Below are 24197 nucleotides of genomic sequence, written 5' to 3'. Positions count from 1 at the left end.
GTGGCGATCCGCAACCAGGGCACGGTCGCCTCCACCGGCGGCGCGCACGGCATCACTCTGACCGTGCTCAACGACGCCGGCACGGTCGTCCGCACGCGCCCGGCGGCCGCCCGCAGCAGCGCGTCGGTGTCCGGGGCCGGGCCGGGGGTGCCGGCCGTCGCCGCCCCGAAGTCGGCGAGCAGGCCGTCCGGGGTGTCCAGGCGCCGTTCGACGGAAACGCGGTCGGCGTCGTCCATCTCGGCGAGCGCGTCCTCCTCGGCCACCCCTTGGAGCGCCTCGGCAGCGTCGGGAACGGTCGCCCGGCCGGCCGCGGCCTCCTCGACCGTCTCGACGGCGACGTACGCGTCGAGCGGGGTGCCCGGGTTGACGGCGAGCCGCCACGCCGGCGACGGCCACTTCTCGCGCAGTTCGGCGTAGTCGGTGACGGTGTAGGCGTCGGCGATGCCGGTCACCTGCGGCAGCATCGCCTCCATCGAGGTGAAGACGGGCAGGAAGGTCTGCCCGAAGAGGTCGGCGGTGACGAACGTCTGCGCGCCGGGCTCGTCGCGGGCGATGGCGCTCTGCGGCAGGTAGAGCGTGGTCTCGGCGACGACCCGGAAGAAGCCGGCCCGGTCGTCGGCGGCGAGGGCCCGCGCCATCTCCCGTTCGCTGTCGTTCGCGGGCTGCCATCCGGTCACGCGGCCGGCCCCCCGGTCAGCGGGCCGCGGCGGGCGGGCGGCAACGCCGTCCCGATGCCGGGCGCCGGGTGCGGGGCGGCAGCACCGGCGCGTACATCGGATTCGGCGCGGCCGGTCAGTGTCGCCGGCGGTTCCCGCAGCGCCTGCCAGAAGGTGGTGAAGTCGTCGGCGCAGCGGTGCAGCAGCCGGGCCGGGGGGTCGTCGTCGGTGTCCCGGTGGTCGTCGTCGTCGAGATACCACACCGAGCCGTCCGCCACCCGGAGCGCGATCAGTCCACCCTGGACGTAGCCGATGGCGAGATGACCGGGGAGGAGTTCGGCGTCGAGCGAGTTGACGTAGACCAGGTCGTGCAGCCAGTCCGGCCGGGACACGCCCAGCATCGGCTGGTCGACGACGAACCCGAACCCCGGGTGTACGGCGGGCCGCACCGGCCAGCCACCGTTGGTGCCGGCGAGGAACTCGCGGTAGTCGGCCGGCAACGCGTGCCCGAGGCGCTCCCGCACGACGGCGAGCGCGTCGTCGGCGAGCCGGGCCGACCGGCCGATCCGCGGCGGGCCGCCGGTGGTGCCGGGCACGCCGAGGCCGCGGCGCGGGGCGGTCAGCGTGCTGATCCCGCCCAGGTGCCGGAACGACGCGTGCAGTTCGACCGGAACCAGCGCGACCAGCCGGGTCCGGGCCAGGAAGGCCCAGGTCCAACCGGCCGGCGTGGCCACCGGTCCGTCCGGTGCCGAACCGGCCGGCCACAACGGGTCGCCGGAGCCGGCCAGCACGAGGTTCGCCGTCAGCACCCCGAGCACGCGTGCCTCGTCGAGGCCCATCCCGTCCGGTACGTCGGGCAGCCGCACCACGGCGCGGGCGTACGGCATCCAGTCGGGGAAGCCGTACGGGTCGACCGGCACGCCCGCCCGGTAGCGCACGCGCAGCATCGACGAACCGGGTCGACGGACCTGGAACGCGTGCCGGGTGCCGGCGATGGCCATGTCGTGCGCCTCTCCCCCTGTCGAGAACCTCGACGGCCGCCGGGGCCGGGCTCCGGCGCCGGGACGGCCAGGCCATAGGCTACCGGGCAGGTCGATCAGGGGAGGAAACCGTGCGCCGTGCCACCGCGCTTGTCGCCGTCGTCCTGCTGCTCAGCGGGTGCGGACTGGTCCGGGAGGAGAAGGTGACGCACACGATCGACTACGCGCTGACGCTGGAGGGCGACGGCGCGCTCTGGGGCATCGAGTTCCACTACCGCGACAACGGCAACCGGATCGAAGAACGGGTCTCGCTGCCGGCCTGGGAGCACCGGGTCGTCATGGAAAGCCCGCCGGCGCGGGTGGCCGAGTTGATGGGCCAGCCGGAGCTGCGCGAGTTCATGCGCAATCAGCCGGGGCGGCCGCCCACGCCGCGGACCACCTGCACCATCCACGTCGACGGAGTCAAGGTCGCCGAGCACACCGGCACGGCCGCGCACTGCCAGGTGCTCGTCGGTCAGTGACCGCCGGCCCGGTCCACCTGCCGCAACACGCGGGCGTACGCGTCGCGTACGGCGCGTAGCCGGGCGACCGTGAACCGGCCCGGCTCCCGGTCCCGGACCGCCCGGCCCCGCGCGGTCCAGAAGGCGTCCGGCGGCACCGCCGGGTCCGTACCGGCGAACTTCAGCACCTCGTCGACGGCGGCCAGGGCCTGGGCGAGCCGGGCCCGGGCCGTCGCCCTGGCGGTGGCCGGCAGGGTGCGCGGGTCGGCGGGTACGGCTTGCGCGTAACGGTCGGCGACCCAGAGCCATTCGCCGGCGTCGAGCAGTTGCGACGGGCCGGCGTCGCCGTAGCGGGGCTCGGCCGTCGGCGGCTCGGCCTGCGCGGGCAGCCGGAACAGGAACTCGCGTTCGCGGCCGCAGGCGCAGGCGCCGGCGTAGCGGCTGCCGAGGTCGCCGTCCGGCAGCAAAACCACGCTGCTGGCCCGGTCGAACGCGGTCGCCCCGCAGGCACACGGCCGCAGGTCCATGTAGAGGTGCGCCTCGTGGTTGGTGCGCGCCAGCATCGGCGTCATCGGGGCCCGATCCGGTCCAGCGCGTCCCGGTAGGCGTCCCGGACGATTTCCAGCCGGCGCCGCCGGAACCGGCCCGGCTCCTGACGGTAGACGGTGCGGCCACGCTCGGTACGGAACAGGTCGGCGGGTACGGCGTCGGCGCCCGCCGGCACGAACTTGAGGATCTCGACCATGGCGGCCAGTGCGATACCGGTCGACTCGGCGGCCTCGGCCGGGTCGGCCGCCGCCGCGCCGGCCTCGGCGGTCAGGTCGGCGACCAGCAGCCACTCTCCGGGGTCGAGCAGCTCCGACGGCTGCGACCCACCGAAGTGGACGGTGCCGGGCCGGGTGCCGGCGGCGTGCTCCGGCAGCGCGAAGAGGTATTCGCGCCCGGTGCCGCAGTCGTCGCAGATCCCGGCGTAGCGCCGGGCGGGGATCCCGTCCACGCTGGTCAGGGTGCTGTCCCAGCTGGTGGAGACGCTCAGGCACCGGTCGCACGGGTGCAGGTCGAGGTAGAGGTGCGCCTCGTCGCGGGTGCGGGCCGCCGGCAGGACCACGGCGCTCAGTCCCGGTAGTGGCCGGTCTCGGGGTCGAGCCCCATGACCGCGCGGGACCGGGCCATCAGCTCCCGCTCCGCCTCGGGAGACGGGGTACGGCGACGGGTCGAATCGGCCCCGTCGGGCGTGAAGTCGGCGTCGTCGACCCCGTGCGCGGCCTGCCACCGGTCGTGCACCCGGGCCAGTTCCTGGAGCCGGCGCCGCCGGGCGGGGTCCATCCGTAATGCCATCGGACCTCCCTGTCGACCGCCTCCGCCGGCCCCGAATTCTAGCCGGTCGGGCCGACACCGGGCCGACCGCACCGGGCCGACCGCACCGGCCACACCGAGACGCCCGGCACTCCTGCCACTCCTGCGGCCGTCGACGTGAGCGGGACACTTATTGTCTCAGTTGGGACGTTACGCCGGTCGTGAGCCCGGCGGCAGGAGGGAACCACATGGTCGCCGACGAATCCACCATCACCCTGCTCGACCACCCGATGGACGCCGAAGGCTGGTCGTCCGAGCGGGTGACGTTGCGGCTGACCGGTGACGGTGCGCTGGCGCTGCGCGTGGACACCGGTGGCCGCGCGGTGCAGCTGCAGTTCGGCGACGACGTCTCGCTCTACCGCCGGGAGTACGCGGTCACCGACCTCGACGCGGTGACCCGGGCGCTGCCCCCGGGCGACCCGCTCGACCGGCTACGCCAGGTCCTCGACGTACGCGACGGCGACGAGGGAACCACGGTCATCGACCGCTTCCTGGCCTGGCTGGACCGGCACGGCATCGGCTACGCCGAGACCGAGCGCACCGACCTGTGACGGCCGGGACACCGGTCACCGCGACAGCCCGGCACTAGCCGGTCGGTTCCGGGTCGGGCCGCTCGTGCAGCCAGGGGCGGACCGCCAGGTCGGACTCGACCACCTGGCGGTCCCAGTGCGCGGGCGCATCAGCCGGCAACCGCACCGTCCACCGATAGATGTCGATTCCCGACACCGCGTGGTGGATCACGTAGTTGTGGCTGTGGAACTCGACCGACGGCGGATCCGGACGCACGACCGGCGGCGCGACCAGCCCGGGGTCCACCTCCGGGTAGCGCCGGCGGAACCCGTCCACGTCCCGGATCAGCCAGCCGGCCCGGTAGGCCGTCGTGGCGGCCATCGGCGTCAGGCGCGGCCCGGCGATGTCCGCCGTCGAGCCGAGTTCGGCCAGCAGTTCCGCGTACGACAGCGGGTCGACCGGCCCGCCGAGCCGCCGTTGCAGGTCACGCAGCACGGCCACGTCGTTGAGCAGGAGCGCCTCCTCGCCGGGTGGCACCAGAAGACCATAGGTGATGACGAAGTTGTCCATCATCCGGTCGACGACGACCCGGAAGACCGCCTCGACACCCGGGTGCGCGGCGATGGACCAGTCGGCCCGCCGGGCGTAGTAGGTCCACCCCGTGGTCTGCACGGTGACCAGCTCCGGATGCTCGATGTGCCGCACGACCGTCTCGTCCCGCCGCGCGACGTGTCGCTGGACCGCCGCCGCGATCCGCTCCCCCAGCATCCCCGTGGCCTCCAGCCCGTCGGTCGTGTCGGCGGTCATTGTCGCACCGGCCGGCGTTCCCGCCGCGGACCGCACCTGGTCCGGGCCGCCGGGAAGCCGGTCAGTCCCGGCCGAGCGAGGGGTCGGCGCCGGGGCTGCCCGCCCGCCGCAACTCCTCCTCGAACATCATGTACGTCTCACGCGACAACCCGGCCAGCAACGCCCGCTCCTGAAGCGTGAACGGGCGGTCCTCCCGCTCGACGGCGTCGGTGATCGCCCGCCTCGTCTCGTACAGCGCGTAGACCGGTCCCGTCCCCTGCAGGTATCGGGCCCGGGTCTCCTCGCACAGTTCGACGAACTCCTGCTGCGACACCCGGTCGACCTCGCCACCCCGGGCGAAGAGGACCTTGTCGATCAGGTGGTTGGCCGGCTCCCAATCGCCGGTCTCGATCGACATACGCCACGCCGCCATACCGCCGTCCGGCGTGGAGACCATCTTCAACGGCGCCGCGTAGTACTCGTAGTATCCGGGCAACCGCAGCCCAGGCTGGTACGTCACTCTCCGCCCTCTCCCCGTAGCGCCGTTCGCAGCGCCTCCCAGAATAGGCGCTGCTCCTCGCGGAGGATTCCGTCCCTGATCGCGGTCTCGGCCACGCTCAGTGCCCGCCCCAGTTCCTCGGCCAGGGCGTCCAGATCACGCCTGACCTCGTACAGCGCGTGCTCCCAGGCTGCCACCTCGTCGAGCGAGGTCAGGTGCAGCCGCAACTCCGCCACGTGGCCGTTGGAAACCCGAACCGACATCTGCACGTCCCGGTAGCCGCTGTCCTGAGGATTCTCGAACCGGTCCTTGAACTTGACGATCCTGACCCCCGGCTCGTCGACCAGCCGGGCCAACGCCTGGTAGAGGTCGTCCAACGACCTGAACTCGATCTTCGCGCCGGCCAGGTCGGTCAGCTTCGACACGTCACCGCGATACTCGCGGATCTTGTCTTCGGCCCGTACCCGGTCCTTGGGGCCGCGTCGCCAGCCCGGCTCACCGCCGGTCTCTGCCGCGATCCGAACGACCATCTCGCGCAGCTCGTCCTGGGCGACCGCCGCCTGCTCGTACATCCGGTCGAGGAACGCGGAGCGGTACTCGGCGTCGCCGATCCGCCGGTGGTCGAATCCGGTCTGGTAGCGGCTGCCGAGCACCTCGACGGCCGCGCTGATCGCCCGCTGCTCGGGGGTGAGCGGCGTCGGTTCCGGGACCGGGGTGCCGTCCGCGACGACGGCTTCGGCCCCCCGGGTCCGGATGTCGTCCAGGACCCTTTGCAGCACCTCGATCGCCTGCGGATAGCTCGCCAGGTGCTGCCGGGTCGTCGGTCGGGCGGCCAGCGAGTGGGCCAGTTCCGGCGACGCCCGCAGGATCCGCGCCAGGTCGGAGTGCTCGTCCAGCGCCGGGGCCACCTCGGGCGTGGCGTCGGCCGGCGGGCCGGCATCGGACCGCGGACCCGGCTGGGCCGGCACGGCGGTCTCCCGTACCGGCACCCGGCCAGTGTCATCCGGCCGTGACTCGGCCGTGCCCGGCCGGGTGGCGGCCGTCTCGGGTCCGGCCACGGCCGGCGGCCGGTCGGCGGTACCGTCGGCCATGGTCCGCCGGTCGGCGGTCGGCGCCGACCGGTCCGGGGCCGGCCCGGCACCGTCCGCGACATCCGCCCCACGCGGGCCGGCGCCGTTCGCCGCCCGCTGCTGGGGCGGAGCACCGTCGGCGGCGGGCTCGCCGCGCATCGCCGCGATGAGCCGTTGCGCGGCGTTGCCCGGCGGGAACGTCTCGGCCAGGTAGTCGCGCAGGTCCAGGGCCCGGGCCCGGTGCTCGGACAGGTTCCGCAGCGCCGTGCCGACGTGATCGACCCAGGCCGGCGTCCGCCGCTGGTCGATCTCGTCGAGCACCCGTCGCATCGCGGGCCCGTCCACCACACCGTGCGGGTCCGCGGCGTCGAGCAGCAGTTGCCGCAGCACGTCGACGGTGATGCCGTCGCGTACGGTGGCCGGCTCGCCGAGCCCGGCCGGCACCTGCCCGGGGTCGCCGAAGAAGAGTCCGGCACCGGTGCCCTCGCCGACGACGACCGGTACGCCGGCCCGGGCCGCCTCGCTGGCGACCAGCCCGAAACCCTCGTGGATCGACGGCATCATCACCAGGTCGGCGTCGTAGAGGTCCTGGAGCAGGGCCGCCTGGTCGCGGGTGAACGGCTTGACGACCACCTCGGCACCGGCGAGTTCGGACAGTTGCGCGGCCTGCTCGTCCGCCGCCTTCTGGGTCGGCGCGCCGCGTACGGTCAACCGGACCGGCACGCCCTCCTCGGCCAGCAGCGGCACCAGCCTGGCGGCGAACTCGATGCCCTTGATCGGATCACCGGCCCGCCCCTGCACCGCGATCTCGAAGTGCGTACGGTCCGCCGGACGCGGCGGCGGATCGCCCTCGATACGCGGCATGTCGGAGATGATCCGGTGCACGGTCGGCGGCGGCACCTGTGCCTCCGAGCCGAGCCGGCCCGCCTCCAGCCCGAGCAGCGGGCCGACCCCGGCGGCCACGTCCGCGCCGGACATCAGGATCCGCTCGGTGGCCGCGTGGCCGAGCCCTTCGGCGGGGTTGCCGCGCAGTGCGTCGAGCACCTCCGGCGAGGTGTGCAGCACGTGCACGTAACGGGCGCCGGGATACACCTGCTCGACGAGCAGCCGGGCCACCCCGCCACCGAACCGGGAGTGCCCGACGACGACGTCGACGTGTGCCGGCAGGTTCTGCGGCAGCAGGGTCATCGCGCGGGTGTCCGGCTCGCCCTTGGCGTCGAGCACGCCCCAGACGTGGTCGACGCCGACGACGCGTACGCCGGCGGGTTCGGCCGAGGTGACCGAAAGGTCACCGGAGTCCACCGTGGACACCCGGGCGAAGGTGACGGTGCCGGCGGAGCCGAACGCCTCGGTCAGCTCACGGTTGGCGGTCGGGATGCCGCCACGGCTCGACCACCACTCGGTGCAGACGGTCATCACCCGGGTCGCGCCGTCGGACGGCTCGGCGGCGGCGCTGCGCAGCACCACATCGCGCGGCGAGATCTCCTGCCGCCAGGCGGCCTCGTCGACCCGGGCGACGTTGCCGCCGAGGCGGTGGATCGCGTCGTGCAGGCCGGCGGCCCCGTCCGGGCCGAGCACGTGCACCGGCGGGACGCGGTCGGCGTCGAGGCCGTCGAGCTGGGACCGGATCTCCGTGGCGAGTCGCGGGTCGGCGGTCACGATCAGGTCGGCCCGGGCGAGCACCGCCAGGTGCGCGGCGTCCGGCACGGTGTCGACCACCTGCACGATCCGGGCGTGCGGGTACGCGTCCCGGCGTACGTCGGCGATGCCGGCCGTCTCACCGAAGCCGATCACCACGTCGGCGTCGGCGGGCTGCCCGTCCAGCCGCAGCAGCGGGCTGATCGGCCCGGTGACGCCCGGGATCGGGTCGGCCCCGGACACCCGCGCGCCCGGGCCGAGGTCGCGCGACCCCACCCCCGGCGTACGGACGACGACCCGGTCGCCGCCGGCGCCGAGTTCGGTCGCCAGCCGGGCCGGCAGGTCGCCGCCCCGGCCGCCGTCGTAGGCGATGATCCGCAGGGTACGGGTCGGCGGCGGCCCGCCGTCGGCGCGCAGCGCGGCCCGGCCGGCGTCGCCGAGGTGCGGGCCGATCAGCGCGAAGCGGTCGGCGGCGCCGGGATCGTCGGGGCGCAGCCCGAGGTGGTCGCGCAGCCGGTCCAGTTCGGAACGGGCGTGCGCCGCCGTCGCGGGGTCGTCGAGCAGGTCGGCGAGCACCTCGACCTCGGCCAGTCGGCCCAGGTCGTGCGGGCTGAGGGTGGCGCCGTCGACGTGCTCGCCAGGGCGCAGGACATCCGGCGCCGACAGGTCGAGACCGGCGTCGGCCCGCTGCCGGATCGCCGCGAGTTCGGCGACCTCATGGGCCACGGCGCGGGCGATCGCATGGTCACCGGCCCGGTCGGACAGCTCGATGCGGTATCCGCCGTCCTCGGGCGGGACCCGGCCGGCGGGCAGGTCCACCCCGTCGGCGTCGACCGGCACGCTGCGGGCGACCGCCCGGTCGGGCAGCCGCTCGGCCGGCACGGTGGTCACCTCGATCGGCGTCGTCCGCAGCGGGTGGCCGGCCGGCAGCCGGTGCCGGATCTGGTCGAGGGCGTCGCGGCCGGCCCGGCCGACGGTCTCCGGCTCGGGGGTGTCGCGCAGGTGGCCGTGGAACTGCGAGTCGGGCACCTGCGCGGCGGTGATCGGTCGGACCGGGAGATCGGAGTGCGGTCGTACGGCGGTCTCGGCGGCCGGGTCGCGGGTGAATCGCGGACCGTCGTCGGCGATCGGCTTGACGCCCTTCCAGTCGGCGCCGAGCAGCGCCCGCTTGCCGATCCAGGTGGCGTCCCGGCCGTGCTGGTCGTGCCAGCCGGCCTGGCTGATGTCGAACGGGGTCGGGTAGCCGTCGCTGCCGAACCGGTGCCCGGCGGCCCGGTCGAGGATCTGCTGCCCGGCAGCCCGCTGCCGGTGGGCGTCGGCCGTCATCTCCTCCGGGCCGGTGCCCGGGTAGCGCTGCCGGAGCCGGTCGGCGTCGACGGTGTCGTCGCCGGCCGCCCAGCGGGCGAGCTGGTCCAGGTCGGCGTCGACGTCGCGCAGCTCGGACCGCAGCCGGTCCAGTACGGCGTTGGCCCGGTGCTCGGTGTTCGGCGCCCAGTCGTAGCCGGCCCGGGCCCACGCGTAGCCGCCGACGGTGGAGGCGGCGTGGATCTCGATCCGGTCGACCCCGGAGTAGTGGTACCACTGCTCCAGGTATCGGTTGAACGCACTCGCGAAGCCCCGGCCCTGCGCGCTCTCGTAGAGCTTGAGCGAGACGTGCTCGGCGTAGAGGCTGCCGTCGTGGTCACGGTGGAACGCGCGTACGACCCGGCCGACGACCCCGCGCTCCGGGTCGACGACGTCGGCGCGGATCGTGACGTCGTTGCGGTAGACGCTGACGCTGTGCTCGTCGGTCAGGTCGAACCGCAGCCGCATGCCGGCGAACTCCCGGCCCTCGAACAGGTCGGCGACGGTCTGCCGGATCGTGTCCGCCCACTTCGTCGCCTCGGCGTCGGTCGTCGGCAGGAGTTCGTCGAGCGACGGCGGCCGGTCGTCGCGCCGCCAGGCCGGGTCGGTCCAGACGCCGTCGTTGGTCGCCTCGGTCGACGGCCGCGGATCGGCGCCGAACGGGTCCGGCACCGTCCCGGTTTCGGGTAGCGGGTCCAGCTCCGCCAGCGGATGGCCGAGCCGGGCCAACTCCCGGTCGACGGCGGCGATCTCCTGGCGCAGCCGGGCCTGCTCGTCCGGGTGCCACGACTCGTTCAGCTCGCGCAGCAGGAAACGGCGCTCGCCGAGCCGGGCGCGCGTGTGCGGATCGCCGGCCGGCCGGGTGGCCGGGTCGGTCCCCGGCCCGGTCCGGTACGGGTCGGCGGACGGCCGGGTCGGCGGCTCGGGATGCGGTTCGGTACGGCCGAGGAACCCGCCGATCCGGTTCATGGCCCGGCGCAGCACACCCTGCGGCTGGGCCCGCTCGGCCGTCGCCGTACGTTCCTGCATTGTCTCGGTGATGCTCTGCACCCAGACCCGGGGCAGGTTCTCGGCCGCCACCCGGTTGTTGACCACGGTCCGGTGCGGGTCGTCGGGCGTACCGGCACGCACCGACGTCTCGGCGACGTTCGGCAGGTCCCACCCGACCTCGGGACGGAAGTAGTGCGGCCGGCCGTCGGCGTCCTGCACCCGGACCAGCGGCCCCTCCGGCTGGATCCAGGCGACCGAGCCGGCGAAGTCGTCCGGCGACAGCCGCTGGGTGGCGCCCTGGAGCTCGAACACGGAGACGTCCGGTATGTAGCCGGGACGGCCGTCGGGCACGAACCCGGTGCCCTCGATCGGCGCCGCGGCGTGCGTCGGACCGGGCGAGGTCCGCTCCTCCTGCACCGGCGGGCCGGCCCGATCGCCTCGATCCGGTGGCTCGACCCGGCCGGCGTCGGGTGTGCGGAGCGCGGTGCCGTCGGACCGGGACGCGGTGCCGTCGTCGCGCATCGGCGGCCAGCCCTGGTCGGTCTGCTGACGCTGGATCGCGGCCAGGTCGATGCCGAACTGCTCGACGACCCGGGTGGTCAGCGGTCCGTAGAAGGTCCCCTGGAGCCGTTCCCCCGCGAGCGGATGGGTGCTGTTGGTGATCGCGGTGTCGGCCCGCGCCACCGTCGCCGCCGCGGTCATCTCGGGATAGCGGTCGACGAGGGCCCGGCCGGGGGTGTCGCTCTCGCCGGTCCGGTAGTCGGACCGTACCCGCGCCTCGAGTTCCTCCGGCCGGCTCGCCGCCAGGTTCCGGTAGTCGTCGCTGCGGGGCACCCGGGGATCCGCGGACAGGTCCGCCCCGGCGTGGTGACCGGCGAGGCCGCGCAGGAATGCCTGCTGGACGGTGAAGGCGGCCAGCTCACCGTCGAGCCGGATGTCGGCCAGTGCCCGGGTGGTGACGACGTCGGCGTCCGGCAGCGCGCCGGCCGCCGCCTGCACCGCCGGACCGAGCAGGGCCGAGTTCGGCTGCAGCAGATGCATGCCCTCGTGGACCAGTGTGGCGGCGACCGCGCTGATCGGCCGGGGGCCGTCGGCGGAGTGCGGCGCCACGAAGATCAGCCCGGTCTCGGACATGAAGCCGCCCCGGGCCGACCCGGCGATCCAGCCGCGGAGGTCCTCGTCGAGCAAATGCTCGGGAACAAGGGCGCGGGCCGATTCGGGGTCCTTGGGTACGAGCCGGTCCAGGCTCACGATCGCGTGCTGCTCGAAGCCCGCGCCGAGCACATCACCGATCTTGGCGACCATGATTGCCTGGTCGATGGCGTGGAACCGGTGGGTGGTCGGGTCGACGCTGACCGCCCGGTTCGCCATCTCGACCGAGTTGAGCGGGTCGACGCCGTGCAGGTCGCGCCAGCCGGGATCGGCCAGTTCGCCGTTCCGGTCGAAGTTGCGCCAGTTCGAGTAGCGGTCGCCGTACTCGTCGACCATCCGGCTGAGGTCGCGTACCTCGGTGACCAGGGCCGGCAGGTCGGCCACGCCACGGGTCCGGTCGGCGACCGCCTGCAGGCGGTCGGCCTGGGCGGCGACCGCCTGCAGATCGGCGATCCGCGCGGCGACGACGGATTCGGGGTAGCTGGCGCGCAGCCGCTCGGTGGCCTGGTCGACGAGTTGGTGGACCTGCGCCGGCAGGTCCGCGCCGTAGCGGGTGAGGTGCTCCGGGAAGTTCACGCTCGGCGTGAGCTCCTCCAACCGGGTGACCGACGGATCCGGGCCGTCGCGGTCGACGGAAGGCGGCACCGGCTCCGGGTCGGCCCGGCCGGCCTGGCCGACCGTCTCGTCGGCATCCGTACGGACCGGCTCCGGGGTGGTCAGGCAGGTGGCCTCCTCCTGGAGCCGGCTCAGCGTCTCGGCGATCTCGGCGGCGGACTTCGGCTGGACCGACCCGTCGGGTGTGGTGACCGTGAGGTGCTCGGTGGCCCATCGGACCACCGGCTCCGGCAGTGTGCCGTCGGCCAGGATGGCCCGTACCCGGTCGGAGGTGAGCGGCGGCGGCAGGTCCCGGCCGGCGGGGCCGGCGTCGCGGAAGGTGACCTGGTCCAGCCCGAGCATCGGTACGTCGCCCGGCTGCACGAGGTCGGGAAGCGGCAGCCTGGTGCCGGCCGGGTCGGGTGTGGGTGCCGGCGGCTGGTGCGGCTGAGCCGGCTCCGGCGGCGTCCGATCCAACGGCGTGCGGTCCGGTGGCGTGCGGTCCGGCGCCGGGGCCTGGTCGGTGGCCTCGTCCGGACGGTGGTCCGGCCCCGGTTCGGGGCGTGCGGGCGCCACGGTCGAATCCGGCGCCACGGTGGGATCGGGTGACCCGGTCGGGTCGACCGGCGGGCGTTCCAGGATGCCGTGCAGCTCCTGGTGCAGGGTCCGCCAGCCGGCGGCGAGCTGCCGGTCGACGGCGGCGGCCCGGCCGGCCGGGTCGACCGGCAGGTCACCGGGCAGGACGATGCCGGCCGGACCGGCCTGCGCCCAGCGGCCGTCGACGACCGCCAGGTTGGGCCGGACGACGACCGGCTGCCCCGCCGGCAGCGCCGTGTTGACCTGTATCGCCACCTGGACCGCGAGCCCGTCGGGATAGTGCACGGTCAGGGTGCGGCTGTCCGGGTGCCAGGTGGCCCGGTGCGGCTGGTCGGGTGTGTCCGGTCCACGCCCGTCGAGTAGGCCGCCGATGTGCCCGTCGATGCGGTCGGCGACCACGTCCGGCGCGGGGGTGCCGGGTCCGAACGCCACCGGTTCGGCGGGTACGACCTGGAACGGGTCCCGTTGCGCGTCGGCCGGGATCGCCTCCGGCGCGACGATGGGTCCGGCCGGGCCGTGGTCGGGCGCGTCGGCCGGCCTGGGCGGCCGGTCGCCGGGTCCGTCGGGGGTGGCCGGGGCCGGCGGGGCGGTGTCCACGTGCGGCTCGGGCCCGCGCGGGCCGGGTATAGCCGCGGCGTCGCCCCGGTCGGCGGTCGGTTGCGAAGCACCGCGGTCGGCGCCCGGGTCGGGGCGGTCCGGGGTCGGGTCGGGACCGGAGCGGTCGGCAACCGGGTCGGGGCCGGGTCGGTGAGGGGGCGGGTCGGCGGGTGTCCGGTCGGGAGTCGGGGCGGGGCCCGGCCGGTCGGGGGTCGGGGCGGGGTCGGGGGCAGGCGTCTTCGCGGCCGGCGGCGGACGCTCGATGACGCCGGGGTCCCCGACGGCGGTCCGGGTCGGTTCGGGCACCCGTGGGCCGTCCCCGGTGGCCGGCTGGCGCGGGCCGCCGTCGGGGCCGGGCGGGCGTGGGCCACCGTCGGCGGGGCCGGTCGGGCGCGGTGCGGCGTCACCCGGTCCACGCGGCGCGTCGGCCGGCGGCACCTGCGGCACCCCGGCCGGTACGGATCCGTCGGCCGGTTCCGGCGACGCCGGGGTGAACGTCTCCCGGTCGAGCACGTTGCCCTGCCGGTCGATCGCGCCGGACTCGACCCGTACGCCGTCGGCGTCGACGCGGGCGAACTGCACACCCTTGTCGTTGAACCGCAGTTGGACGCCGGAGTTGCGGTCGACGATGCCGACTTCGCGGGGCAGGGCGAGGGTTTCCTGGCCGATGCGCAGGCCGCCGCTGGGGTGGGCAAGTTCCAGGTGGGTCTGCATGCCGTTGAAGACGCCCTCGATGGCGCCGTCGCGGGCGCCGAGCAGCGCCTGGTCGCGTACCTCCGACCAGCTTCCGCCGGCGAGCAGCGCGGTGCCGCCGCCGATGAGGCCGCCCGCGGTGGTGCCGCCGACGACCTGGCCGGGCAGTCCGCCGAACATGGCCGCGCCGAAGAGGCCGCCCTGGACGGTGCCGGTGACGATCTGGCCGACGTCGAGTTCGGTACGGGTGCCCTGTGCGATCTGCATCAGCTGACCGACCATGTTGCCGCCGCCCATGAAGCCGGCGCCGATCGCGACCCGGGCGCCGACGTACTTGGCGAGTTCGCGGGTGAACGAGACCTCGGCGATCTCGCGGGCGACGTACTGGTTCAGGCTCTGCCGGGAGATCTGTTCGAACGTCTCGTTGACGGCGAGCCGCGCGCCGGTCTGGGCGGCGACGGTCTGCGCGCCGAACCTGGTCAGGAGCTGCTGCTCGAACTCCTTGACCAGTTGTGCCCGGGTGGCGAGCAGCCCCCGGCCGGCCAGGACCCGGGCCTGGTTGCCGAGCTGGCGCTGGAGTTCGCGTTGTACGGCCCGGTTGGTCGCCTGGCGCAGCCACTGGCCGGCCATCCGGTCGGCGACGGTACGGGCGATGACATGGCGTGGCAGCGTGTTGCGGACCAGGGTGGCGCCGGTCTGCCGGGCGACGGTGGTCAGCGCGGTCCGCAGCGGGGGCAGCGAGGCGGCCGCCCGCGGGATCGCGGTGACGACCCGGGGCAGCGTCGTACGCGCGAACGTCGGCACGGTCACCCGCAGCACGCTCGGCGAGACGGCCCGTACGACGGTCGGCACGGCGCGGGCGACGGCGAGGTTGACGGCCCGGATCGCGGCCCGGATCGTGATCGCGCTGATCGCGGAGCGGACCACGGCGGCGGCTGCGGCGAGCGCGCCACGGAAGGTGGCGATCGCGCCGGCGGCGCCGCCCAGCGACAGCCCGCCGGTGGGGATCGCCGCGACGATGAGCATGATCAGCGAGACGATGAGCATGATCAGGCCGAGCAGGGCCATGAACTTCATCAGCTCGATCTGGAGGCCGAAGCTCTGCACGCCCTGCTGCATCGAGCCGAGGGTGCCGACCATCTGCCCCAGTGACTGGAGGTAGTCGGCCCAGGCCCGGTGGAACTCCATGGCGGCACCGTCGCCGGCCCAGTTCTGCAGGATGCCGTCGGCGGCGTGCAGCGCGGTCTCGTACGACTCGGCCAGCGACTCGGCGGCGGCTCCCCAGGCGTCGGCGAGTTCGTAGACGTCGACCGCGCTGGACTTGGGGATCTTGCCGATCAGGACCTCGCCGACCATCGTGTCGATCCCGGGAATCCACTCGATGAGGTCGGCGATCATGTCCATCGCCTCGGCGAAGAACCGGTCGTTATCCGACACCCGGTCCCCCGCGGTGCCCGTCTGGCCGTCCCACCCGTCAGACGCTGGTCGATCCGGCGATGTCGCCGGCGTTGCCGTCGTCGCCCGCGCTGTAGCTCCACATCGCGTTGGTCACGAAGTCACCGAGCGCGACCATCGCCTTGCCGAGTTCGGGGGCGGACGCCTTGATCGCGTCGTTCGCGGGCAGGCTGTTGCCGTCGGACGCCTCGACGGACTTGTGGTAGTGCTCGAGGAACGCGTCGGTGAACTCGTCGCGTGGGAAGGTCTCCGGGCCGCCCTCGAGGTTGGTGATGGTCGACATCGCGGTGGTCATCGTGCTGTCCAACTGCTCGCCGGAGACCTTGATGTTGTTGGCCAGGCCGATGATGTCGGCGATGCTCGACCGGATGTCGACGTAGTTACTCATCGTCGTCCTTCGTCAGGCGCACGTCGGCGTCATGGCTGCCGATGATCCGGGTCAGGCCGGTGCCGTCGGCGCCCGCGACGTCGCGCAGGTCGCGGGGTACGACGTCGTCGAGGATCGCCCGGCTCTGCGCGGCGGCGTCCTCGACGGCGAGCCTGGTGGTGGCGAGGATCGCCGTGGACAGGGCCTTGGAGTCGGGCCGGCGCAGCACCCGCGGGTCGATGTCGAGTTCGAGCAGGTGGCCGCGGGGTCCGACGACGACCCTGATCATGCCGTCGTCGGACCACGCCGTGCCGGTGACCCGCAGCATCCGCTTCTGGGTTTCGTCCATGCCGGACATCGTGCGCCGGAGGTCCTTGAGCATCCCCTCCAGCGCGCCCCAGTTGGGCCTGTCGGTCACCGCCCCTCCCCAGGGTCAGTAGCGTGCGGCCAGCGGTGACCGGGCGCCCACGGTCGGTACCGTGGGCCGACGCCGGTCACCGACGGTCACATTCCGGCGGCGATCTGCCGGTCGATCGCCTGCATCCGGTCGGCCGAGGCGCCGAGCTTGACGCCGACCCGCGACAGCGCCTCCTTGACCTCGGACGCGCCCTGGTTCCACTGCCGCCGCGCCTCGTCGCAGGCCTCGCCCGCGGGGCCCTGCCAGTCGGCGGCGAAGAGCTGGGTGAACTGCGTGTAGAGATCCTGCAGCGATCCGTCCATCGCACCCTGGTAGGTGCCGATCGCGGTCGCCACGTCGGTGATCTGGCCGAAGTTGTAGGTGATGGTGCCGTCGGCACCGTAGCTCGGACCACTCATCGTGTCGTGCCTTCCCCAGTCGAATAGCCGAAGTATGGAGCGGGTCTCAGCCCCGCAGGACGCTCATCACGGTGCTGCTGCCGGTCTCGGCCGCGGCGGCCCGGATGTCGGCGGCCGCCTCCTCGTCGTTGACGCCGTAGAGCGTCGAGGCGTTGCTCATCTTCCCGGAGAGCTCGTCGAGCGCGTTCAGGATCTTCTTCAGACCCTCGTTGAGCTGGACCGACACGTCCTGCAGGGCGGCGTTCGCCGAACCGCGCATGCCGGCTCCGCCGAGCCCTTCGATCCGCCCGACGAGCTGCGCCATGCCGGTCGCCAAGCTCTCCCGGGTCTCCTGGCACTTCTGCGCCATCGCGTCGAGCTGCGCCTGGGTGGCCTGGACCTGGCCCATTCCCGGAGTCGCCGTCATCGTGGTGTCACCCCGCTCCTTTTCACCCGGCTCCCCTGGCGGAGCCAGCCTGTATCGACATATCGGTGCGTCTGGCAGAGATCCGAACGTAGCGTCCTTCGTCCGATCGATCCACCCTGGGTAGCGTACGAGAGGCGGCCAACACGCCGGGTAGGGTGGCTTGCCGGCCGGCACTAGACTCGTTCCGGATCATGGATACCGGTCGGGGACGATCCGGCCGAGGCGCCGGACACCATCGGGCGCGCCGGACGATCGGGCGCCGGACCATCGGGCGCGCCGGACCATTGGGGAGGGTCGGTGGCAGAGGACGGGGGCGGCGGCGTCCACAATCCGTACGGGGAGCAGACCCGGGCCAACACCTCGCGGACCTGGCTCGACGGCCAGGAGCCGCTCGACGTCGACATCGACGGCCTGGTCGACTACGGCAAGGACATGAAGACCATCGAGGAGAACCTCAACGGTCTCACCCCCCGGCTGAACCTTCTCGGCTCGCTGCCGGCGACCGCGTGGACCGGCAACGTCCTGCCCGAGGGCGCGTACGCGATGTCGCAGATGACGGCCAACTACGGTGAACTGCAGCAATACCTGCTGTTCCTCGGCACCGCGCTGAACAACATCGGGATGGCCGCCCAGACCGTGGCCGACGCCTACTCCTCGACCGACGGCTGGTCGGCCGCCTCACTCGACTCGGTGCTGTTCGCGTTCGGCGACTCGCGCGCCGAACGCCCGGCCGGCCTGCCGCCGTGGGTCACCGGCGAGACCTGGTTCGACGCCTACAGCCAGGCCATCCAGGAGGGCACCGGCCAATACACCGCCGGCGAGTCGTTCAACGGCCCGACCGAGATCACCCACAACCCGGACGGCAGCACCACGACCAGCACGGTCGGCTCGGCGGGCACCACCCGCTCGATCACCGAGTTCAACATCCCCGGTGGCGGCACGATGACCACGATCGTCGTCACCGGCGCCAACGGCGAGGTGATCAGCCGCAGTTCGAGCCGGACGAGCGGCTACGCGACCTCCGACGGCTACGTCACGACCCAGACGTCGTACGACGGGAACGGCAACGTGACCGGCAGCGAGACCACCACCAGCCGCTACGGGAGCGACGGCAGCCAGTCGACCACGGTCACCCGGAGCAACGCCGACGGGGCGGTGACCTCGACGAACACCGACTCCACCACCGCCGCCGGGGTGCAGACCATCACCAGCACCGACGGCCAGGGCAACGAGACCCAGCGGGTCGTCATCGGCGAGCAGACCGAGGGTGTCGAGGGCACTCCGGAGTCGCCGGGCGCCGAGGCGCTGGAGGAGATTCAGGACCGCAACTACCTGCCGAGCTGGTAGCGGCACCACCGCGATCCGAGGGGAGACGTCATGGCCGAATACTGGGGCGCCCGGGCCATCTACAGCTCCGGCGGACCCAACGGTGAGGGCACCCGCTACCACCAGCCGGAATCCAACCCCAACCTGTCGTTCACCCCGCCGGCGGGCGACGGCGGCGCCACCATCGAGGTCGTCTACCAGCAGCTCATGGGGCAGCACCCGGAGGACATCTCGGCCCTGGCCGACCAGTGGCACAACGCGTACGCCCTGCTCGCCAGCATCCGTGAGCAACTGCTCACGCAGAGCCGGACGCTGTACGACGAGACGTGGAAGTCGGCCGAGGCCCGCGACGCGTTCATGAAGATGGGGCCGGGTACCACCCTGGCCTACCTCGACGAGTGGATGGACGCCGCGCTCAACAACGAGACCGCGCTGCGCGCCCAGGTCGGCATCGCCCGCCAGTCCCGGACCGACGTGGAAAATCTCTGGAACGAGTACGAGGCGGCGATCGACGACGCGAAGACCGCCAGCGGCGGCACCGCCTTCATGGAGGGCTTCAAGACCGGCATCACCCTCGGCATCTACGACGGGGACGCCGGGCTGAAGGCCGCCGAGTCCGAGGCCGTCAACGAGACCCAGCAGGAATACAACCGCAAGGCGCAGCAGCTCGCCTACCGGGTCGCCGGCGAATACTTCGACACGTTCAGCAAGATGAGCGGCGGGCACGGTCCACCGTTCATGCCGCCGAACGCGGTGATGAACGTCGTCGGGCACCCGCCCTGGCGTACGCCCGGGGGTGGCCCGAACCTGGGTGCTCCGCCGCCGCCCGGGGTGCCGCGCATCACCGTCACCCCGCCGGTCGCGCCACCCGCACCGGTGGTGCCGACCGCACTTACCAACAATCCGACGCGGCCGGCACCGCCCCGGGCGCCCGACCCCAGCCGGGTCACCGATCCACGGGCCGTGCCGACCCGGCCCGACGTGGGCCGGCCGGTCGCACCGGTCATGCCGGCGGTGTCACCGCCGGTCGCCCCGAACCGCACCCCGCCGGCCATGCCGGCACTGCGACCGCCGGCCGCACCCGGGCTGCCGAACGGGCCTAGCGGCAATCCCGGCGGAAACCCGGGCCAGCTCCCGGGCAGCGGTCCGGCGCCCGGCACCGCCCCGGCGGGCGTACCACGGCCGGGTGCGGCGCCACCCGCGTTGCCGCCCAATCCGGCCAGCATGCGCAACGGCGTCCTCCAGGGCCGCGGCCCGGGTGGCATCCCGCAACCGCCGGCGCAGCCGGCGCTCACGTCGCCGGCCGCCCGCACGCCGGGGGCGGTCCCGCCGGGTGGCCGGCTACCCGGTCGCGGCGGCGGCGCCCAGGACGGCACCCAGCTTCGGCAGCAGCCGGGCCGGGACAGCCCGTTCGGCCGCCCGCCGGCCGGGCTCGCGCCGCCGGTCCTGCGCCAGACGCCGACGGCGCAGCCGACGCGCGGCGACCGGATCGGCGGTCCGAACACCCCGGCCCGGCCCGGCACCACCCCGCCGGTTCTCGGGCGTCCGGCGGCGGGCGCCACCCCGCCGCCCGCCACCGGTGACCGGCGCAAGGCGACCGCGCGGGACCGGCGCCGGTCGAACCCGGACGCACAGTGGGTCGGCACCGAGGAGGCCCGGGCCGACACGTCCGCGCCGGTCCTCGACGCGCCCGCGCTGCCGCCGTCCGGCTCGGCGGTGTCCCGGCTCGAAGAGGTACCGAGCTCGCTGCGTCGTGCCCCGACCGGTTCGGCCTTCCCGGCCGGCGGCAACCGCGGCGGCACCGTACCGCCGGAGCTGGCCACCCGGCGGACCAGCGCCGATGGGCAGCCGGTCGACGCCGCCCGCGCCCCGGCCGCCGGTGCCGACGGGGAGCGCCGGATCCTGACCGACGAGGACGTGTTCGTGGTCGAGACGCCCGGTGGCGGCGTGCTCGGCAAGGGCCGGGAGGACACGACGACGTACCGGGCGGAACCGAAGACCGCGCTCGGCGGCGGCTGACCGGCCGGTCAGCCAGACGCCGGGCGCGGCCGTGCTGCCCGGGCCGGGCCCGGCGCCGGGCCCGGGCGACGGGTCAGAGCGCCGTGGTCAGGCGCTCGGAGAGCACGCGGATGAAGCGGGCCGGGTCGCTCAGCTCGCCGCCCTCGGCGAGCAGTGCCATGCCGTAGAGCAGTTCGGCGGTCTGCGCGAGGGTGGCCTCGTCCTTGCCCTCGGCGCGGGCCGTACGCAGGCCGGTCACCAGCGGGTGGCTGGGGTTGAGTTCGAGGATCCGCTTGATCCGCGGCACCTCCTGCCCCATCGCCCGGTACATCTTCTCCAGGGTCGGCGTGACGTCGTGCTCGTCACTGACCACGCAGGACGGCGAGGTGGTGAGGCGGGACGAGAGCCGAACCTCCTTGACGTCGTCCTCCAGCGTCGTGGTCATCCACGACAGCAGGTCGGCGAACTCCTCCTTGCGCTGCTCACGCTCGGCCTCGGCGGCCTTCTTCTCCTCGTCGGTGTCGAGGTCGACCTGCCCCTTGGCGATCGACTGGAACCGCTTGCCGTCGAATTCCGGCACCGACTCCACCCACAGCTCGTCGATCGGGTCGGTGAGCAGCAGCACCTCGTAGCCCTTGGCCCGGAACGCCTCCATGTGCGGAGAGTTCTCGATGACCGACCGCGACTCCCCCGTCACGTAGTAGATGTGCTCCTGGCCGTCCTTCATCCGCTCGACGTACTGCCGCAGCGTGGTCGGCTTGTCGGCGTCGTGGGTCGAGGCGACCGAGGTGATCTCCAGGATCGCGTCCCGGTTGTCGACGTCGCTGAGCAGGCCCTCCTTGACAGCCCGGCCGAACTCCCGCCAGAACGTGTCGTAGCGCTCGGCGTCGGAGGTCAGCAGGTCCTTGATCGACGACAGCACCTTCTTGACCAGGCGGCGCCGCATGAGCTGCACCTGCCGGTCCTGCTGCAGGGTTTCCCGCGACACGTTCAGCGACAGGTCCTGGGCGTCGACGACACCCTTGACGAAGCGCAGGTATTCGGGGACCAGCGGCTCGCAGTCGTCCATGATGAACACACGCTTGACGTAGAGCTGGACGCCGCGCTTCGCCTCGCGGGTGAAGAGGTCGAGCGGCGCGTGCGACGGGATGAACAGCAGCGCCTGGTATTCGAAGGTGCCCTCGGCCCGCAGGTGGATGATGTCGAGCGGGTCGGTCCAGTCGTGGCTGACGTGCTTGTAGAACTCGTGGTATTCGGACTTCTCGACCTCGTCCTTCGGACGGGCCCAGAGCGCCTTCATCGAGTTGACCGTCTCGGTCGCCGGGGCGGTGATCTCGCCCTCGGCCTCGGTGTCGGTCTCACCGGCCGGCGGCTGGTCGACCGGCATCCGGATCGGCCACGCGATGAAGTCCGAGTGCTGCTTGACCAGCTGCCGGATCTTCCAGGGCTTCGTGTAGTCGAAGAGCTGGTCCTCCTCGTCGGCCGGCTTGAGGTGCAGGGTGACCGTCGTACCCTGCGGCGCGTCGTCGACCTGCTCGATCGTGTACGTCCCCTCGCCGGTCGACTCCCAGCGCGTCGCCTGCTGCTCGCCGGCCTTGCGGGTCAGCAGGGTGACCTTGTCGGCGACCATGAAGCTGGAGTAGAAACCGACCCCGAACTGCCCGATCAGGTCCTTCGACGCGGCGGCGTCCTTGGTGTCCTTCAGCTTGCGCAGGAACTCGGCGGTGCCGGACTTGGCGATCGTGCCGACCAGGCTGACCACGTCGTCACGCGACATGCCGATCCCGTTGTCACGGATGGCGAGCGTACGCCGCTCGGCATCGATCTCGATGTCGATGTGCAGGTCGGAGGTGTCGACCTGGAGTTCCTTGTCGAGCAGGGCCTGTAGCCGCAGCTTGTCCAGCGCGTCGGACGCGTTGGAGATCAGTTCCCGCAGGAAGGTGTCCTTGTTCGAATAGATCGAATGGACCATCAGGTGCAGGAGCTGGCGTGCCTCAGCTTGAAACTCAAGAGTCTCGGTCTGGGTACTCATCGAATCCTTCTCCGGCGGCGATTTTCGACAGGAGATGCTACCCCAGCAGCCCTCCTGCCCCACCGTCGTGCGTACCGGTGGAGGACCTTCCGGCGCCGACGGCGGACGCCGACCCGGTCGGGATCGCGACAGCCGCCGGTTCCGGCTGCCGGAACCGGCGTTTTGGCCGGTGAACGGCGTATCAGGCAGAGTTGGACCGGCTTCGCGACCAGCCATCCGACGTAGCCGACCGATAGGTCTGGAGCGGTCATGTCCAGCCTGCCCACCCCACCCGCCGACGCCCGCACCGAGGTCGCCGAACGCCTCGTCACCCTGATGGAACTCGTCGCCACCGGCGGAACGCCGCACACGCTGGCGAACCTGGTCCACCGGGCGGGTCTGCCGAAGACCACCACCTACCGGCTGCTGCGTACGCTCCAGCGCCTCGACGTCGTCCAGCGGCACGGCACCCGCTACCTGGCCGGGCCCCGACTGCTCCGCCTGGTCACCACCGTCACCGCCGACGAGCAGGAACTGCGTCGGGTCCTGATGCCGTACCTGCTCGAACTTGCCTACGACACCGACCAGGTCGTTCGGCTGCTCGTCCTGCGCGGCGACGAGGCGGTCGCCGTCGAACGGCTGTTCACCCGGAGGTACGCCGCCGTCATGCGCGGCTACCCCGACCGGTCCCCCGCCCCGGACAGCGTCGGTGGCCAACTCCTGCTGTCCGGTGCGCCGGACCCGGTCGGGTCGGGTGGTCGTGGCCCGGCCGCCGCCCCTGGCCCGGACGTGGGTGGCGGGCCGGCCGGGCTGGAGGTGGTCGCCGTTCCGGTGCTCGGTCCGGCCGGCCGGCCGGTCGCCGTCATCGAGATCGCCGGCTTCCCGGACCACTTCCTGCGGCCGCGACTGGCCACGGCCGCCCGCCGGGCCGCGAACAACGCCGCCCAGATCCTGCGCCGGCGCCCGCCCCGTCAGTTGCCGGCTACGTCCAGCGCCGCCGTTCCTTCTCGACCTCGTCCATGAACCCGGCCGGCACGGCACCGGTCGCCCGGAGCATCCGCCGCTGCTCCTGGGTCATCCGGCGGGCGACCTCGTCGACCGCACCGGCGTAGTCGGCCATCGTGTCGTTCATCCGCTCGTGGCGTTCGTCGTCACTGACGACGGTGACGCGGCCGCTGTCGGGGCCGCTGTAGGCGAGGTTCTGCAGCGAGTCCCGGTGCGTCAGCGCGTCGATCCAGCCGAGGATGCCCCGACGCTTGGACCGGCGCGCCACCTCGGCGCGTACCGCCAGCCATGCCAACCGCTCGTCGGTGAGCCGGTAATTCTCCACGCCGGAGATGATCGCACCGGGCCGGGCCCACACGCTGCCCGCGATTCCCCTGCGGGGCACGACGAACGGTCGGATCGCCCCGCCGTTTCGGCCGACCGGCAACGGGTACGGACGCCGGCCGCCGGGTGCTGCACGACCTGCTGGCCGACATGAACCTGAGACAGCGGTTCGTCATCGTCGAGCGGCTCGACCGGGAGCCGGCCGGACACCACTACCTGCAGGTCTATCTCAACGACGACCTCAGCTACCAGGTGGAGTACCGGGAGGGCGGCGCCGACCGGCACTTCCAGGCGCAGGTACCGAGGCAGCCCGACGTCATCGGCGTGGAGCCGGTCGCGCGGATCCTCGCCGACTGGGCTTCCGACCGGCCAGGGTGGCGGGACGCGTTGCCGTGGGTTCCGTGGCCGTCAGCAGCGTCCGGGCCGCAGGCGTGACGCCATCAGCTTGGTGACGGGCACCGGTCGGTGTTTCGCTCCACAGCGAACTCGCTGTGGATACGCCGAATTCGCTGTGGAGACCAACAGTG

Annotated in this window: 20 protein-coding genes; 6 read left to right on the top strand and 14 right to left on the bottom strand. The window is 73.2% G+C overall.

Features of this window, described 5'->3' with window-relative positions; genetic code table 11:
* Together AB0I42_RS28045 and AB0I42_RS28040 are read right to left on the bottom strand one after the other, a co-directional pair.
* Positions 1-677, bottom strand: a 677-nt coding sequence (locus AB0I42_RS28045; protein ID WP_357541757.1) for an SseB family protein, incomplete at its 3' end; no start/stop codon positions are given.
* On the bottom strand, positions 674-1657 hold the full coding sequence (locus tag AB0I42_RS28040) for an SMI1/KNR4 family protein (protein WP_357541755.1): 984 nt from the start codon (positions 1655-1657) through the stop codon (positions 674-676). The genes AB0I42_RS28040 and AB0I42_RS28045, both read right to left, overlap by 4 nt.
* A gap of 110 nt (positions 1658-1767) precedes the next feature.
* Here AB0I42_RS28040 and AB0I42_RS28035 point away from each other — a divergent pair, with 110 nt between their 5' ends.
* Complete coding sequence (locus AB0I42_RS28035; protein ID WP_357541753.1) at positions 1768-2157, top strand: hypothetical protein; 390 nt, start codon at positions 1768-1770, stop codon at positions 2155-2157.
* On the opposite strand, the gene AB0I42_RS28030 is transcribed toward AB0I42_RS28035, so the two are convergent.
* Genes AB0I42_RS28030 through AB0I42_RS28020 form a run of 3 tightly spaced genes read right to left on the bottom strand, consistent with a single transcriptional unit; the run spans position 2151 to position 3474 of the window.
* On the bottom strand, positions 2151-2708 hold the full coding sequence (locus AB0I42_RS28030) for a hypothetical protein (protein ID WP_357541751.1): 558 nt from the start codon (positions 2706-2708) through the stop codon (positions 2151-2153). The two genes, AB0I42_RS28035 and AB0I42_RS28030, sit on opposite strands and share 7 nt — an antisense overlap.
* Positions 2705-3244: a hypothetical protein gene (locus AB0I42_RS28025; RefSeq protein ID WP_357541749.1), complete on the bottom strand. Its 540-nt coding sequence runs from the start codon at positions 3242-3244 to the stop codon at positions 2705-2707. Before AB0I42_RS28025 ends, AB0I42_RS28030 begins: the two co-directional genes overlap by 4 nt.
* A gap of 5 nt (positions 3245-3249) precedes the next feature.
* Complete coding sequence (locus tag AB0I42_RS28020; RefSeq protein ID WP_357541747.1) at positions 3250-3474, bottom strand: hypothetical protein; 225 nt, start codon at positions 3472-3474, stop codon at positions 3250-3252.
* A 206-nt stretch (positions 3475-3680) separates the two neighbouring features.
* Here AB0I42_RS28020 and AB0I42_RS28015 point away from each other — a divergent pair, with 206 nt between their 5' ends.
* Positions 3681-4043 carry a hypothetical protein gene (locus tag AB0I42_RS28015; RefSeq protein WP_357541746.1) on the top strand — a complete coding sequence of 121 codons (363 nt, stop codon included), beginning with the start codon at positions 3681-3683 and terminating at the stop codon, positions 4041-4043.
* A 34-nt stretch (positions 4044-4077) separates the two neighbouring features.
* Here the strand turns inward: AB0I42_RS28015 and AB0I42_RS28010 are convergent, their stop codons facing one another.
* The 7 genes from AB0I42_RS28010 to AB0I42_RS27980 all read right to left on the bottom strand — a co-directional run bounded on the left by AB0I42_RS28010 (position 4078) and on the right by AB0I42_RS27980 (position 17006).
* The gene (locus AB0I42_RS28010; protein WP_357541744.1) at positions 4078-4809 is read right to left on the bottom strand and encodes a hypothetical protein; all 732 of its coding nucleotides are present in this window, start codon (positions 4807-4809) and stop codon (positions 4078-4080) included.
* A gap of 61 nt (positions 4810-4870) precedes the next feature.
* Entirely contained in the window at positions 4871-5308 is a 438-nt protein-coding gene (locus tag AB0I42_RS28005) for a hypothetical protein (RefSeq protein WP_357541742.1), read from the bottom strand.
* Entirely contained in the window at positions 5305-15399 is a 10095-nt protein-coding gene (locus tag AB0I42_RS28000) for a glycosyltransferase (protein ID WP_357541740.1), read from the bottom strand. Before AB0I42_RS28000 ends, AB0I42_RS28005 begins: the two co-directional genes overlap by 4 nt.
* Positions 15400-15436: 37 nt before the next feature.
* Entirely contained in the window at positions 15437-15805 is a 369-nt protein-coding gene (locus AB0I42_RS27995) for a hypothetical protein (RefSeq protein ID WP_357541738.1), read from the bottom strand.
* Positions 15798-16202 carry a YbaB/EbfC family nucleoid-associated protein gene (locus tag AB0I42_RS27990; RefSeq protein ID WP_357541736.1) on the bottom strand — a complete coding sequence of 135 codons (405 nt, stop codon included), beginning with the start codon at positions 16200-16202 and terminating at the stop codon, positions 15798-15800. The genes AB0I42_RS27995 and AB0I42_RS27990 overlap by 8 nt, the downstream gene beginning before the upstream one ends.
* A gap of 86 nt (positions 16203-16288) precedes the next feature.
* Positions 16289-16600, bottom strand: coding sequence for a WXG100 family type VII secretion target (locus tag AB0I42_RS27985; protein WP_357541734.1), 312 nt, complete (start codon positions 16598-16600; stop codon positions 16289-16291).
* A 46-nt stretch (positions 16601-16646) separates the two neighbouring features.
* A complete protein-coding gene (locus AB0I42_RS27980; protein WP_246567731.1) occupies positions 16647-17006 on the bottom strand; it encodes a WXG100 family type VII secretion target in 360 nt (119 codons plus the stop codon).
* 297 nt (positions 17007-17303) lie between these two features.
* On the opposite strand from AB0I42_RS27980, the gene AB0I42_RS27975 reads away from it, so the two are divergent.
* Together AB0I42_RS27975 and AB0I42_RS27970 are read left to right on the top strand one after the other, a co-directional pair.
* Positions 17304-18353, top strand: coding sequence for a hypothetical protein (locus tag AB0I42_RS27975; RefSeq protein WP_357541732.1), 1050 nt, complete (start codon positions 17304-17306; stop codon positions 18351-18353).
* Positions 18354-18383: 30 nt separating this feature from the next.
* Positions 18384-20351: a hypothetical protein gene (locus AB0I42_RS27970; protein ID WP_357541730.1), complete on the top strand. Its 1968-nt coding sequence runs from the start codon at positions 18384-18386 to the stop codon at positions 20349-20351.
* 73 nt (positions 20352-20424) lie between these two features.
* Here the strand turns inward: AB0I42_RS27970 and htpG are convergent, their stop codons facing one another.
* Positions 20425-22362 carry a molecular chaperone HtpG gene (gene htpG / locus AB0I42_RS27965; RefSeq protein ID WP_357541728.1) on the bottom strand — a complete coding sequence of 646 codons (1938 nt, stop codon included), beginning with the start codon at positions 22360-22362 and terminating at the stop codon, positions 20425-20427.
* A 249-nt stretch (positions 22363-22611) separates the two neighbouring features.
* On the opposite strand from htpG, the gene AB0I42_RS27960 reads away from it, so the two are divergent.
* The gene (locus AB0I42_RS27960; protein ID WP_357541726.1) at positions 22612-23364 is read left to right on the top strand and encodes a helix-turn-helix domain-containing protein; all 753 of its coding nucleotides are present in this window, start codon (positions 22612-22614) and stop codon (positions 23362-23364) included.
* Here the strand turns inward: AB0I42_RS27960 and AB0I42_RS27955 are convergent.
* Positions 23324-23671 carry a hypothetical protein gene (locus AB0I42_RS27955; protein ID WP_357541724.1) on the bottom strand — a complete coding sequence of 116 codons (348 nt, stop codon included), beginning with the start codon at positions 23669-23671 and terminating at the stop codon, positions 23324-23326. The two genes, AB0I42_RS27960 and AB0I42_RS27955, sit on opposite strands and share 41 nt — an antisense overlap.
* A 125-nt stretch (positions 23672-23796) precedes the next feature.
* Between AB0I42_RS27955 and AB0I42_RS27950 the strand changes: the two genes are divergently transcribed.
* On the top strand, positions 23797-24105 hold the full coding sequence (locus tag AB0I42_RS27950) for a hypothetical protein (protein WP_357541722.1): 309 nt from the start codon (positions 23797-23799) through the stop codon (positions 24103-24105).
* Positions 24106-24197 lie beyond the last annotated feature (92 nt).

Origin of the sequence: Polymorphospora sp. NPDC050346 (assembly GCF_040655695.1) — a bacterium.
Classification (GTDB): domain Bacteria; phylum Actinomycetota; class Actinomycetes; order Mycobacteriales; family Micromonosporaceae; genus Polymorphospora; species Polymorphospora lycopeni.
The sequence above is the reverse complement of the archived record's forward strand: the minus strand, read 5'-3'. Positions and strand labels throughout refer to the sequence as shown.